Source organism: Microcoleus anatoxicus, from assembly GCF_042465725.1.
GTDB lineage: Bacteria > Cyanobacteriota > Cyanobacteriia > Cyanobacteriales > Microcoleaceae > Microcoleus > Microcoleus anatoxicus.
In genome coordinates, this window is record NZ_CP120853.1 from 261,487 (window position 1) to 275,797 (window position 14,311).

Sequence of the window (14,311 nt, forward strand, 5' to 3'; positions counted from 1 at the left end):
TACCTGGATGATTTGTGGGAAGTTTTAGGGAGAAAGTTGAGTTGGTAAGGTGCGCTGGGGCGCACCCTACAAAGTGAAACTAAAGTGGCCAGATTTTAGCGTGTTGTTTAGCTTGTAAAAGGTTTAAGTATTTTGTGCGAGGATCTTGAGTGGCTCCAAAGATGGTGACGACTTGGTAATCACCTAAATCAACAATCCAAATAGGAGAAGGTTTCACGTCACGGCTAACTTTTCCGCAAAGATTGCCATCGTAATTACTACCAACTTTTAAATCAGGACTATGAAGAACAGCTAAAGCGTATGGTTTGCCAAAATCTTCCTTTCCTGAACAAACGACAATCCGACAATTAATATCAGCAACTTCTCGCCATTGCTGTTGAGTAACGGTACCAACTGTTAAAGGCGATCGCCCATTAACTCTTTCTCCAGTTACCACCGCCAAAGCTGTATAAAAATCCGTTAATCGCTTCTGAAATATTTTCTGAAAATCTGCTAGATTAGATGACAACTTCCAAAAATTATCATCTCTATCTGGCGTTAAAGTTGAACCCCGATACCAAGGCGCATAGGGACGATTTTGGCGAGAATAACAAGGCCGTCTTGCACCCTGTCCAATCCCCCCTAGATGAAACATCATCCAGGTAAGATTTTGCATTAATTTTTTGATATTTTTTCGCTGATTATTGGGTGCTTCTGATGAATAATTCAGAGTTAGCAATCCCTCTTGCTGCAAACAAGATTGATCCGATTGTTGGATATTTGAATTTGGCTTTTTACCTTCAGCCACATTAAATTTTATCCAGCCACATTTTTGAGGTTGAATTGCCCCAAATAAATTGGCTTCCCACTCTTGCACTTTTCTAGTTGGTAATACCCCCAAAGCAAACACACGAAACCAGTAACGCAGCATAGATTTAAAAGCAACTGCACGCACTTCTGCTTGTGGAGAGGTATCGGGTTTTAATTTGCCATTTCTATCTGTTTGTAACCTACCATCTCGATCCTTTTTAAAAGGCTGACTAACATTAGTAAATTTTTGCGAACCATGAATTAATTGTCCTTTCATGGTAAAATTAACTTGCATAATCTCAGGTTGATGGGAACTTTCACCAGCACGAAGCATTTCTCCATACCCCGTGTTTACCTGCGAACCAATACCAGCTTGTAAACCTGCTGTTAACCAAGCTTTTACCTGATTAAAAGTCTCCTCGTTACAGCTTTTGGTCGGTTTGATCCCGATTAAAACAGTAGGTTCTTTGAGTGATAAAAAAGGATTAGGGTTAGACTTATATTCAGGAAAATCGCCCTCCCACTTCCAAATATTGTTTGCCATATCCATTGACAAAACGCCAAGTATGCTAGGTAAAGGATAGGCATCAAGAAAGATGACCTTACCAGCGCGATCGCGTGGATTTTTGGCATCCAAATCACCAAAATAAGGGGCAATTTCTCGAACAGCTTGCTTATATTCCATTCCCTCAGCCATAAAATGACGAATTGCTTGATTTCTAGCCACACCGCGCAGGGTACTAGAAGGAATATAAGGGATTCCTAAAGCATCAAAAGCAGGTAATAAAATGCTTTCAGGGCCTCGATGTCCTCCCACTCTTACCCGCCAAGTAGACTTAACTTGAAAAGTGTTGTTTTCACCAGCAATTAACTTAGTCCGATTGGTTAATTCCGTCAGCCGATCCTTATAAGTTTTTGCCTTTTCCTCCGCCATTTGCAGAATTTGAACTTTCGTAGCATCCTTGTATTCAGTGTCAGGCGATCGCATCCAGCGCAAATACTCTACAAAGCTGACAAAACTAGCACTAGGATCTGGCTTAGGTATGTTATCTGGATCGAGCCAAGGCGAAGGTATATCAGAGTTACCACTATTAAAATTATTGCCACCACCAGCATTATCTCTTCTGATCGGTCTATTATTTACCATCTGATTAATTCTCTCCTTTGATATCGTGATAAACAGCCGTTGCCCAAAAGCTAAATTCTTGCGCGATCGCCAAACCTAAGCCAGTAATTCCCAGATATTCGTCAGTATCCATAGCTATCAAAGTTTTTAATCCCGGATTGTTGGATAGATTTTCAATTCCAGATAACCGCTGAAGACAGTCAAAATATTTTTTGACAACATCCTTTTTACCATCTTGAGTCAGTGCTTGTTCTTCAGCCTTGAGGCGCATCATTCCCCAAGTAGAGAGGTAAGTATAAAGTTCAACAGCCTGATTTTTTTGTTCCTTTAAACGAGAATCATTACCATTATGCTGTTGCCTTAATTCAGCCAATGCTTCATAAACTGGTGTAGCAATTGTTCGAGGATCAAATACCATCATCTTCACTCCTTTGAAATTATTTAGTAATTGTCCACTGCTGTACAAATCCACGTCCTAAGCTTTCTTGTCCGCCTATTTGTAAAACTGGCTGTGCAGCTAATATGTTCTCAAATTCATCACGAGATTGTTTAGCCGTACCATTTGCTTGAGAAGTAATTCCCCAAGGGAAATACATCAAAGTATCAGGGGGAATAGCTTCTTCATAACGGAAACCACCATCAACAACTTTGTGTTCGTCTAACTTGACTTTTACTTGACGCCACAAACTCATTTGAATTAAGGTAGCAAAGTGTTGATCTGGCAATACTAAAACACGCTTAATACTGCTTTTTTCTTGAGGAATAAAATTTTGCCAATTAGCAAAAGGTTTTAATCGATCGCCTTTGACAATTGCATCCTTGAGATACACAGAAGATTTCTTGGGCAAATTGCTGCTGTATTCTTCTATATGAATATCCCCAGAATTAAACCTTGCCCATCGTTGTAATAATAAAGGGCAACTAATCCAAACAATACCATGACTCAAAGATGGTACAGGTAGCCAGAGAATTGAAGCATCACCAATCCAAATACTACCCTGTTCCAGTTGATTTAATTTTTTGTCGGTTTCATACTCATACTCAAAAACAAAATCTGGATCTTGGGTATCCTTAAGTTCAGGGCCAAAAAGCTGTACTCGCGTTACCCGATTTGCCACGCTAGAGCGAACTTTTCCCCGAATGCTGCTAGAAGGAATATAAGGCAAATTCGTATGAGATTCGCGGGCAATTCCTAATAAATTACCCTCTTGAGTAGTGCCACCTGTATGCAGGGGTGAAAGCAGATATAAATAGACGTAGTTAATCATGGTTTTTGTCTCCTTTGTAATTAATCCACAACAATTCCGAGTAACCTAACTGCCGCCAAACGTTAACCTTCCTTTTATCATCCTCCTGAAACAACTCTTTCGGTTGATTCAAGTAATACAAACTACCGGGACGCGCGGCAAACACTTGAGGTGCTGGAATACTTTTTTCTCGATCGTCTTTGTCTCGAATACGGCAACTTATTGGCAGTGCGCTAGCTGTTGAAACGCTGACTAATGGCCCGATCGCCTGATTGCTATTAACTGCATGAGCTAATTTCCATTCCGAGGGCCACGCACGACACACCGATTGATGATTTTTTTGGCTTTCGCGACGTTCAAATACTCCAGGCGTGACGAGATATGCAATTGATTTACCACCTTTGCTGAAGTTGTCATTTGATAATTTTTGGAGTTCTTGCCATTGGTTATCTAAGACTTCTACCCGCTGCAAGATAGCCCGGTGTCCTTCACCGCCTAATTGAATTATCGCTGGTGTTTCGATGGCTCGATCGAGACCGATCGCCAAACTCCAACCTTCCTTTAGGCGAATGGCATTTTCGACAAAATACCCGTCAGCGTCTTTGACTTGTCGCGTGCCTTCTTGAATGGCGTTGTGCGATCGAGTTTCAACTAACCAAGGTTCAAGTTCTGTTTTTGTTTTATCTTCTGTCAGCCAGTCACCTCTGTTAATTTTACCAGATTGTAGATAGTTTTGTACAGTAGTAAATGGCAAATATTCCCTGAATTTGTAATTGCCAATTTCCTCATCTTTGCGTTCATGATCCTTGTTGCGATCCGAAGGTTTTACCAAAGGAGAAGGCTGTTGTTTATCCCACAATGCTTGGCGTAAGTTAGAGTTGTCATCCCAGGCTAAAGGTACGAGGGGAATTGAGCCGACAAACCCGATGGGACGAGAGAAATAAAGGGTTTCATCTCGGCACAAAAACGGGCCAGTAATTCGCAAATCAATCTTGTCTCCTAGCAGTTTCCGCAAAGCCCCAGCAATGGTGTGTCCGTTGGGAGGAAAACTGCTGCTTGCCCAGGCTCTTTCTCCTGGTGTAAAGGGTTTGGCATCCCTGAACAATAAAATATCGAGAGGGGTAATTGTGTACCAATTCATTGACGTTCACCTCCTAGTTTGATGTCGCGGTTGCGGATGAGAAAGGCGGCGAGTTTCAGCCAGTTGTTAATTTGCCGTTCGCGCAGCCCTCGAAGAGGATCGCACTCTTTACCAGCTTCAGTTGTCAGCCATAATCCTTGCAAAAACTCTGTTAACAATTCTTTAAAGTGTTTCAGCATTGATTCATCGCCTTTAAAAGCTTCTCGGCGACTGCAAAAGGCATTTGTCCACGGTTCAATTGCCTCATACATCGGTGCTGGATGCTGACTCCAGATAGTCGCAGCTTGCTCAAAAATTGCGCTATCTAAACCTGGAATAGCAATCAATTCTTGCCATTGATGGAACACATCAAACTTACAAGTAGCTTTCAAAATGTTGCCATTACCGTAGAGAATGCGAACTTGCACGGCATCCTTTTGTTTGCCATCAGGTGATTTATGTTTTTTGGCTCCTTCTTCTTTTCCTTCTGCTTTCCACAAATTTTCCAAAGCGATCGCCATCGGCACGGAATGGTGAGCAAGAACAATCCCAAAACTAATCGTAGCCTTGTGTCCCATTGTAAATAAGGGACGTTCAGATAAATTATCCGGCAACTTTTCGCCATTCCACCGCCAGTAATCTCCCTCACTAATAAACTCATTTTTCGGGTCATCAGCACCTTTAAAACATTGGCGAATATCCCACAGCCACTTATCCCATTCCCAGAGATTTGTATAGGCCAAAACATCATCGCCACCGCCGTAAATTAGCCGTCCAGCGTAGCGCTGTTCAGTGAGATAAGGGACTAATTGATTAGAGAAATCCAACAAAGCACGACTCAAAGCGCTGTGAGTAGAAGGCCCCATGCGTTTTGGCACTTCCAGAAACTCTTGAAATGGCTCCCGAAACTGCTCCGGCATTTGATTAATCTTGCGGTGCAAAGCATCAGGAAGATAATGCTTATATGCTTCTAACTTTGTACCTTTGAGCCAATCACCCATACCGTCGCCATCGCCAGCAGCTAAGACGTACCAATCCGTCGGATTATTGCCCGGAGCAAATAATTTAGAAATGGATTCTCGCAGTTTCCTCAACTCTTCTTGTTTAGCTTTTTGTTTTTTAGTGTGAGTAAATGGTTGGTCAGGATTATCACTTTTTGGGTGATAGTCATCAATCAACCAGCCAGCATTCAGCAAGCGCGGATTGTACCACTTACTGTGATTTTTGGCCATCCAAGGAATGCCCCAAGGTAAATTTGCTGGTGCATATTCACCGTCATTTGTCCATTTAAAATCACCGATAACTTTTGCACAAGATGCCAAAAAGTAGTTAATAGCTTGCTGATTCCCTGCTGCTTCCATTGTTCGCAGCCAGCCAGCTACACCCGAACTCAAATCGGGATAAAGAACAGGTATTTTCCCCCGCTGGTTTTCGGCTTCCCCTGGAAACAGTTCTTTGAGCAAAATTTGGTGCAAACCGCGCTTGATGATTTCGGTCGCATTGAGTTGTTCAATACCGTCGAATAACCCCATATCATAAGACCAAAATTCCCTAGTTTGTTCCTCCGTAGCCCAATCATTTTGTTTGGAATTATAGGTGGGATGCACGGCCGATCCTATTCCTGAAACCGTGGAACGGGGGCCAAAGGCAGTAGGCAGTTGCCAAGTTCTAGAATTTTTAACAGCATTGAGACTGAAGCGAAGGGAGTCAAAAATACTCGCCCACCAAGAGCCTGCATTCATATTAGGCTGCTTTGCTCTAAACTCGGCTCTGGTTTCCGGTTGAGAGAGGTTTTCTTGCGACTTGGAAGATGTGTTTCTAAATACAGCTTCCAGAAAATTGTATTCCGGCTTAATAAATAATTCTGGATGCGGATTAGCAAAGTCATTTTGCTTTTGAATCCATGCTTTGTACTCAGTTTCTTTGCGGGGGGAATGATGTAATTCAGCATCAGAAGAACCGATCGGCACTGCTGTCCAGTATGTCTGCCACTGTGTTTTTAACCACCCCTCCCAAGTTTGGGAGTTGATATTACGCCACTGTTCGCCGCCTTCTGTTTTGTCTGCTTGCAGGAAAGCTAATACTTTTTGCCCGATATTTTTCCATTCTTGGTGCAGCGTTGCTTCGGCATAAGCCATCGCTGCGCGGACTGGATTCCCGCTGGTTGCTTCTGCACCTTGACCATTATTAGGCAAGATCATTACTAAGACATTGGGAAATCCTGCTGTGAGTAATTGTTGTTCCCAAACTGACTGGGATGGCTGTTTAATCCACTCTTGAAAATCGGGATATTTTTGTAATAGCCAATGGTCAATTAGCGGTTGGGCGTACAAACAAGGGTAAAGCAGAGTATCGGGGCCGTATTTCTGGGCGATCGCCCAACAAACTTTGGCAGAAAGATAGTGTAGCAGCCAGGAACCAGCCCAAAAATCTCGCATTTTGCGGCTGGATTTGATTAATTCTTGTACGGGGGTAAAGCTGAAAGTAGCGACATAAGGGCGCGATCGCGGCCAATTGCGATCGCCTTTTTTGGGATAATCTTCTGGATTGTCGGAATACCCTGCTAATCCTCCAGCTAAAGCAGAAGTCATAGTAACGTGACTCCATAAAGAAGCATCGGGAATGCGCGTTTCTGCGGGCAATAAATGAATGCACGGTTCATCTTTTGCTGCTCCCAAAGAGGTAGAAATTGCCTGTGTATAGCACCGCCACAACCACCAAAATACTTTTTGCGGATCTTTCCATTTTTTAATAGGATCGAGTGCAGTTTGTTCAACCCAATCTAAAAATTCCGTGCGATCGCGATCGATAATTCGGTGGTGCCACTGTTCCAAAATCAGAGTTTGTGCTTTTCCCGATAACAAGTGGCGTAGCTGTAACCCTTGACTGTCATAGAGTACGGCACTGTGTTCCGGTGGCAATCTACCAACAGTAGTGCGATCGCTGGCGGCTGCGATCAAATCACACAATCCTACATACTTCAGCCAAGTTCCATTCAAATTGGTTTGAGAATGAGTTGCCGGTTCTTTCGGAGATTTCCAGCCCTCCATACACTGCAACTGTTCCCATCCCCCCTCCCGACTCATGTCTCGATGCAGCGACTTGAGGACTGGATCGTGCATCAATCCCCAAATCTTGGCTTGCCAGAATGTTGACATTGCTGTTATTCGCTAACGATTAAGCTAAATATACCAGCCGAGCCAGCTTCATGTCTCAATTTTCGCAATATTCATCAAACGTGTTCTCAGCCACAAAGCTCTGCAAATAATAGTTTTCAGACTATTCTATATTTTTATGTCAATATTGTCTTTTACTTGAAATTTCACCAACTTACTGATAGACACCCATCATGGCAAAAAAACCGACACCTCACCCCTACGCCGATCGACTAACGTTCGATCGCATCATGCTCCTCATCGCCACATTAGTAAACCATCCCGGAATCGGACACTCTGACACCGAAACCTCCGACAGTAAATATCACGATGCTTTGCTAGAAGTGCAATCTCAATTGCAGAAAATTGCCGCCGAATACAACATCGAATTCCCCGAAAACTATCCCGCAACTCCCACAATTCGCAAAGACTTAGAAACTTTGCGACACTACGGCATACTAGACAAACGAATGTATCGATTCGGCTACTATCTCGGCACCGGCGCAATGAATCGAGAAGAACTACTTTTCGCATTTCAAGCGATCGCATCTCAAGCAAAATATCAGGGAAATGCCCAAGCGCGACGAATTTGTGAAAAACTCACTAAACTGTTGCGTGGATTGGATATCGAACTCAAAGGCAAATTGTTTTATCCCGTTCGCGAACACCTGAATCGTGCGATTATTTACACCGATCCTGTCGAAATGCTCGATCGCCAAGAGTATCGCAATACCCTATTTCACAAACTAGAAATGGTAGAAGCAGCCATAGTTCGAGGCCTGGCGATCGAAGTTTACCGCGAAAAAGATTATTATGGTAAAGGCAATGTCGGTTTCCGGCGAATCTGGCCCCTGCAACTGATTTATCATGACATCGCCTGGTACCTGATTTGCGAAAATTGCGAAAACGGACATTTGAAAGTAGAACGGGTGAATCGCTTTACCGACTACTGCGAAATTATCGATGCAGAAGGACGTGGTTTAGCCCCACAGTTACAAAGTCTGAAAATAGCTCACAAATTGTTAAAAAACGGCTGGGGGCTGTTCTTGGGCAATCTAGAGCAACAGCAGGCAGAATTGGAGGGAAGGCTGAAGTTGCAAAAAGTAAAGGTGCGATTTTTTCAGAAAGTAGTTGGATTTATTCTAGAGGGCGATCGGCGACATCCGCGACAAAAAAAGATTAAGGAAGGCCCAAGGGATAGTTTTGGCAATCTGCTATATGTGGATTATCAGATAGATTTGCCCGATCGCTCTTTGAAGGAATTTAGTCTGTGGGTTAACAAATATATGGAAAACGCCCAAGTGCTTTCCCCGCCGAGTTTGGTAGAAAAACACCGACAAGCAGCCAGAGATTTGTGCGATCGCTACAATTTGTAAATCCAAATTGTTGACAGGGGATAAAAAAGCCGATCGCCGCTGATATCGTTCTCCATTTTGGGCGATCGACTACCTCTTAAGGCATATTCAAAAAAAAGTTTTTGAGAATTTATTTAAATTTATTATACTACTCGTAATCTGGGTCAGTAAATATTCTGTAATATCAAATCACATGACAGCCGATAAAACCGGATTTAGCATTAGCGCGATCGCGATTCGCCGCCACATCGGCACCCTGATGCTGACACTGGCGATTATAGTTGTGGGCATTTTTTACATCACCCAACTACCCGTTGACTTGCTACCATCCATCACCTATCCCCGGATCAGCGTGCGCCTAGATGCCCCCGGAGTTTCTCCAGAAGTCGCAGTTGACGAAATTACCCGCCCCCTCGAACAAGGACTTTCAGCGACAGAAGGCGTCACCCAAGTGTTCTCCCGCACCCGCGAAGGACAAGTCAGCGTCGATTTATTCTTCAAACCGGGTGGAGACATCAACCAAGCCCTCAACGACGCCACAGCCTCAGTTAACCGCATCCGTAACCGACTCCCAGACACAGTTGAATCCCCCAATCTGTTTAAATTTGACCCTTCCCAACAGCCTGTTTACGAATTTGCGCTGACTTCAGACTCGCGCCAAGGCGTAGATTTGCGGGTATTTGCCGATGACGAATTAGCCAGGGAAATTAACGTGATTCCCGGAGTAGCTTCTGTTGACGTTTCCGGCGGCGTTCAAGAAGAAATTCAAGTGAATATTGACCTGAATCGCCTGCAAAGTTTAGGAGTTAATCTTAACGACGTTTTTAATGCTTTGCGATCGCGCAACTTAGATACTTCCGGCGGCAGACTGCGCCAAGAATCCAACGAACCGCTGACTCGCACAGTCGGCCGCTTTAAAACAGCAGCAGATATCAAAAACATATCCTTTCAAATATCCGGTTCCAATCCGCCCAAACGTGTTTACCTGCGCGATTTTGCCACAGTCAATGACGGTACGGAAGAACAGCGGGTCAAAGTTTTTCTCAATCAAAAACCAGCAGTTAAAATTAGCATCTTGAAACAGCCGGATGCCAACACGATTACCGTTGTTGATGGAGTGAAAAATCGCCTCAAAGAAATGCAGAACTCCGGCTTAATTTCGGCTGACATGAAAGTAGTTACGACCTTAGACGAATCTCGATTTATCCGCAATTCCCTAGCCGATGTGGCCAATGCGGGAATTTCCGGGGCAGTCTTGGCTGCGATCGCCGTTTTGTTCTTTTTAGGTTCCCTCAGACAAACCCTGATTATCTCTCTGACTATTCCCCTGTGTACTCTAGCAGCCATTATTTTAATGCGACTGTTCGGCTTATCGCTGAACTTGTTTAGTTTAGGGGGTTTAGCCTTGGGAATCGGTCAGGCGATCGACACCAGCGTCGTGATTTTAGAAAATATTGTAGTCGGTCTAGACAGCAACCCTCATCTCAAAAAAGGCAGAATCAAAGACCGCAAAGAACGCACCATCGAAGAGTCTGTAATGCGGAGTCAAGAAGTAGAATCAGCCATGGTTGCTTCCACTGCGGCAAACTTAGTATCAGTCCTACCATTCTTGCTGATCGGCGGCTTCTTTTCCCTGCTATTTAGCGAATTAATTTTAACAATTAGCTTTGCAGTAGCAGCATCCCTGGTAGTAGCTTTAACTATAGTACCGATGCTGACTTCTCGCTTGATGGGAATGTCTTATTCCAGTGGCATTAATAAGTTCGGACCGATTAAATATTTCAATCGAGGCTTTGAAAACGGTACGCGCGCCTACAGTTCGGTGCTGTCAAAAGTGCTGGGTTTGCGACTAATTATTATTGTACTCGCTTTTGTGATTTTAGGCAGCGGAACTTGGGTGATGGCTGGTCAAATCCCCCAAGAAATTTTGCCGAAAGTTAATACAAGTCAAGCACGATTATTTGCTTTGTTTCCTGCGGGGACTAACTTGGAAACTAATCAAAAAGTAGTTGCAGCCGCCGATAAACTGCTGTTGGCACAGCCAGAAACCGAGTACACTTTAACCACAGCGGGAGGGCTGCTGTTCGGCAACAATACGATCGAAAATTTGCTCAGGGGAAGCAGCACAATTACCCTAAAAAAAGGTACAAGTACGATCGCCTTTACTGAAAGAATGACTGAGGAATTAAAGAAAATTGATGTTCCCAAAGGCACTCGACTGCGCTTGGTTCCAGAAGGGATTAGAGGTTTAGTTTTAACCAATTCCCCAGTCAGAGGCGGCGAAATTGATGTCATAATTCAAGGCCCAAGTGAACAAGTATTGCAGGAAGCAGGTCGTCAGATTTTAAAAGAGTTAGATGAAAAGGTAAAATTAGCCCGGTTTCGGCCGGATGGAGACGCGCCGCAGTCGGAAGTACAAATTCGTCCAGATTGGGAAAGGGCTGCTTTGTACGGACTGAGTGCCCAAGACATTGGGGAGACAGTTCAAACGGCAATTGAAGGTACTGTTCCGACTCAAGTGCAGCGGGGAAACCGCTTGGTAGATGTGCGCGTACAGTTCGATCGCACTTCTGTAAAAAATATCGCCCAACTCGGACAAATTCCCTTATCTGGCAATAATAGCATCGTCCGTTTGAGCGATGTGGCAAAAATTGCGATCGGCAAAGCGCCGGGAGAAATTCAACGTCTCAATCAGCGGCAAGTTTTCTTAATAGTTGGCAACTTAAATCGGGGTGCAAGTTTGGGCGATGCTGTGAATCAAGTCGATGCAGTTTTATCAGAAATGAAGTTGCCGCCAGGAGTCAGAATTGTGCCGAGTTCGGCTGCGGAAACTAACAATCAATTGCAAACTGCGCTCAAACTTTTGGGCGGGTTGGCGACTTTTTTAGTGTTTGTAACGATGGCGGTGCAGTACAATTCTTTGGTTGATCCGCTGGTGATTTTGCTGACGGTGCCGCTGGCGTTGGCTGCGGGTATTTTCGGGCTGTATGTTACCAAAACTGCGATCGGGGCTACGGTGATGATCGGGGCAATTTTGCTCGTGGGAATTGTCGTAAATAACGGCATTATTATGGTAGAATTAGCCAACCAAATTCGGGAAGATGAAAAGGTCGATCGCACCACAGCAATTCTCAGGGCTGCACCTCAACGTTTGCGTCCGATTTTGATGACAACTATTACCACAGTTTTGGGTTTGTTTCCCCTCGCTTTGGGAATTGGAGAAGGTTCGGAGTTTCTGCAACCTTTGGGAGTTGTGGTGTTTTCGGGTTTGTCGCTGGCGACTTTGCTGACGCTGTTTATTATTCCCTGTTTCTATATTTTGCTGCACGATTTCTTTGATATGTTTGCCGCGAAGCAGAAGCCGCAGGCGGTGGCTATTCCTGTGCAGAAGGCGGGGAGAAAGACTCCGAATTTATAGGGAGTTTTACTTGTTCCCAGGCTCTGCCTGGTAATACATATCCGGAGGCTCTGCCTCCACTTTTCACACTCGAAGAGCGAGGCAGAGCCTCTGGAAATCGGTTCCCAGGCTCTGCCTGGGAACCAGTTAAAGTTGAGTGATATTGTTAAGAAATAGGTGCGATCGCTACAGTCTTACTTCATAAGCATCTTGTTAGACTGTATTTATTTTGCGGAGTTCTACAAGACCTCCTTCAAACACTTGTACAATTAGCTGATAGTTTTCCATCAATGACATTCCCACAAGAGGTTCTGAATCAGCCTCATCAACCGGGATAGTCAGATAAACTCCGTCCCAAACTACAACCGCTTCGTAGATATTAAAAACACATTCACTACCATCTCCAAGAATAGCGCGTCCTCGCCTTTTCCATCTCAGATTTAACTGGGCAATCAGATCGGGAGAGAGTGAAAGCCAACCATTGAAGCCTGTGTCTACGATCGCATCTTGCGTGTAAACATTTCCATCATAATCACAGATTAAAATTGGAATAATTGGCTCAAATTCCGCATTAACAATTCCAGTTATCATACAGATATCTTCGTGCGTCCACCGAATCGACGTACATAGCGGGAACCTATGCGGACAATCCAGATTTGAGCGTCTGGGTGATGCGCTTCGAGGCGATCGCACGCTGCTATTTCACTCGCATCAACTTCAAAAGCTCCAGTTTCGATATCAATGGCTACGATTTTGCCACGATTGCCTGTTTCAACCAAGGGTCTGATTTGAGTTTCGTAGATCGAATCGCCCCGTTGGGCAAATTCTTCTTTGCTATATATGGGTTGCCGGACTGCCATTCGTTTGACTCCTCTTTAAGATTGGTGCTTGCTATAATTATAACGGCGATGTCAGCATTTGATAGTAAAATAGTACAAAAATTTAGTTAAAATAGAGCCTATCTAAGCAGTAAATTTAAATATCCCTATGATTCTTTTACCAAAACAGGAAATACAAATTGACGGCGGGATATTGGCTATAAATCAAACCACTAATTCCGAGTGGGCTATGGCGATAAGTTGTGGTCAAAAAGTCACTTTAGTCGATCGCAACTTGTCGCCAAAATACGAATACCAGCTTCCCGACGAAATTAGCTGTTTAGCCATCAGCCCCAAAGGCGATTTGCTGGCAGCAATTATGGCAAATGGCAATCACTTAGCAATTGTGACAGCAGAAAACCAGCTAGTTTTTGAAGAACAGCTACCTAACCCTCCTGTTAAGTATTTATTGCATAATGACAATGGATTTCAGGATTGCTGGTTTGATGCAGACGGCTTGCGTTTTTGGTGCATCAAAGCAATCGAATGCGCGGAAATTGAAATTCAAATTCGCGATACCAATTCGTGGCAAATCCAGCGACAACTTTTGCTCGAAGACCCTTTTGGGTCGAGTTTCTCCTGGTTTCACCCGCACCCGGAAAATCAAATTTTAGCTATGTGGGTTGCTGCCGGTCAGGACGGACAGCAAATCTACTGGCTGTATGATGATGGTACGAAAATTCATGCCGTGGAGGTTCCCTGTCCTTATGACACAGGGCCTCCAGAATTTCATCCTGCTGGTAGCGAATTTCTGGTTGTACATGATTGTAATCTAAAAATCAGCCGATTCAGTTTTCCTGACTGCAATCTGCTGGGAATATGCGAATGGCCTGGACCTGATTGGGGAGTCGGTTTTGACTGCTATATGTGCTATCTTTCAGACGATTGCGTTCTAGTTAAAACTGATGAAGGGAGAATGCACATTATCGATATTAACAAAATGGAAGTATCAGAGGAAGTGATTTTAAGCGGTCACGAACCGCGTTCTTGTAAAGAACTTTACCCTACCCTCGATCTTAAAGAAGAGATTTGCGGCGACTTGCACTATTTCTATCGTTGCGATTCAGATAGCATTCTGTCCGTTCACTCACAACTGCCGAGTCAAGAACTTAACTCCAAACAAAAGGCATTAGTTATCTTCGGGGGAAAAGAGTTGTTTGGTTCGCTGGCGAAGGTACAACAATCCGCACCCTACAGTAAATTATTCATTCAATCTTTAGGCATTTCTTAAGGATTTCGCGTAC

At 44.0% G+C, this 14,311-nt stretch carries 10 protein-coding genes; 3 read left to right on the forward strand and 7 right to left on the reverse strand.

Annotated features, from left to right (window positions below):
• Positions 1–79: 79 nt before the first annotated feature.
• Genes P2A85_RS01150 through P2A85_RS01170 form a run of 5 tightly spaced genes read right to left on the reverse strand, consistent with a single transcriptional unit; the run spans position 80 to position 7,440 of the window.
• A complete protein-coding gene (locus tag P2A85_RS01150) occupies positions 80–1,936 on the reverse strand; it encodes an RAMP superfamily CRISPR-associated protein (RefSeq protein ID WP_377477102.1) in 1,857 nt (618 codons plus the stop codon).
• Between the two features lie 4 nt (positions 1,937–1,940).
• Positions 1,941–2,336, reverse strand: a complete 396-nt coding sequence (locus P2A85_RS01155) for a hypothetical protein (protein WP_377477104.1) — start codon at positions 2,334–2,336, stop codon at positions 1,941–1,943.
• A 16-nt stretch (positions 2,337–2,352) separates the two neighbouring features.
• Complete coding sequence (cmr4, locus tag P2A85_RS01160; protein WP_377477105.1) at positions 2,353–3,183, reverse strand: type III-B CRISPR module RAMP protein Cmr4; 831 nt, start codon at positions 3,181–3,183, stop codon at positions 2,353–2,355.
• A complete protein-coding gene (locus tag P2A85_RS01165; RefSeq protein WP_377477106.1) occupies positions 3,176–4,303 on the reverse strand; it encodes a type III-B CRISPR module-associated Cmr3 family protein in 1,128 nt (375 codons plus the stop codon). The genes cmr4 and P2A85_RS01165 overlap by 8 nt, the downstream gene beginning before the upstream one ends.
• Entirely contained in the window at positions 4,300–7,440 is a 3,141-nt protein-coding gene (locus tag P2A85_RS01170) for a type III-B CRISPR-associated protein Cas10/Cmr2 (protein ID WP_377477107.1), read from the reverse strand. Before P2A85_RS01170 ends, P2A85_RS01165 begins: the two co-directional genes overlap by 4 nt.
• A gap of 191 nt (positions 7,441–7,631) precedes the next feature.
• On the opposite strand from P2A85_RS01170, the gene P2A85_RS01175 reads away from it, so the two are divergent.
• A complete protein-coding gene (locus P2A85_RS01175; RefSeq protein ID WP_377477108.1) occupies positions 7,632–8,813 on the forward strand; it encodes a helix-turn-helix transcriptional regulator in 1,182 nt (393 codons plus the stop codon).
• A 172-nt stretch (positions 8,814–8,985) separates the two neighbouring features.
• A complete protein-coding gene (locus P2A85_RS01180; RefSeq protein ID WP_377477109.1) occupies positions 8,986–12,210 on the forward strand; it encodes an efflux RND transporter permease subunit in 3,225 nt (1,074 codons plus the stop codon).
• Between the two features lie 192 nt (positions 12,211–12,402).
• On the opposite strand, the gene P2A85_RS01185 is transcribed toward P2A85_RS01180, so the two are convergent.
• Positions 12,403–12,780, reverse strand: coding sequence for a clan AA aspartic protease (locus tag P2A85_RS01185; protein WP_377477110.1), 378 nt, complete (start codon positions 12,778–12,780; stop codon positions 12,403–12,405).
• On the reverse strand, positions 12,777–13,049 hold the full coding sequence (locus P2A85_RS01190; RefSeq protein ID WP_096828927.1) for a hypothetical protein: 273 nt from the start codon (positions 13,047–13,049) through the stop codon (positions 12,777–12,779). Before P2A85_RS01190 ends, P2A85_RS01185 begins: the two co-directional genes overlap by 4 nt.
• Positions 13,050–13,176: 127 nt before the next feature.
• On the opposite strand from P2A85_RS01190, the gene P2A85_RS01195 reads away from it, so the two are divergent.
• On the forward strand, positions 13,177–14,298 hold the full coding sequence (locus P2A85_RS01195; RefSeq protein WP_377477111.1) for a hypothetical protein: 1,122 nt from the start codon (positions 13,177–13,179) through the stop codon (positions 14,296–14,298).
• Positions 14,299–14,311: the final 13 nt, after the last annotated feature.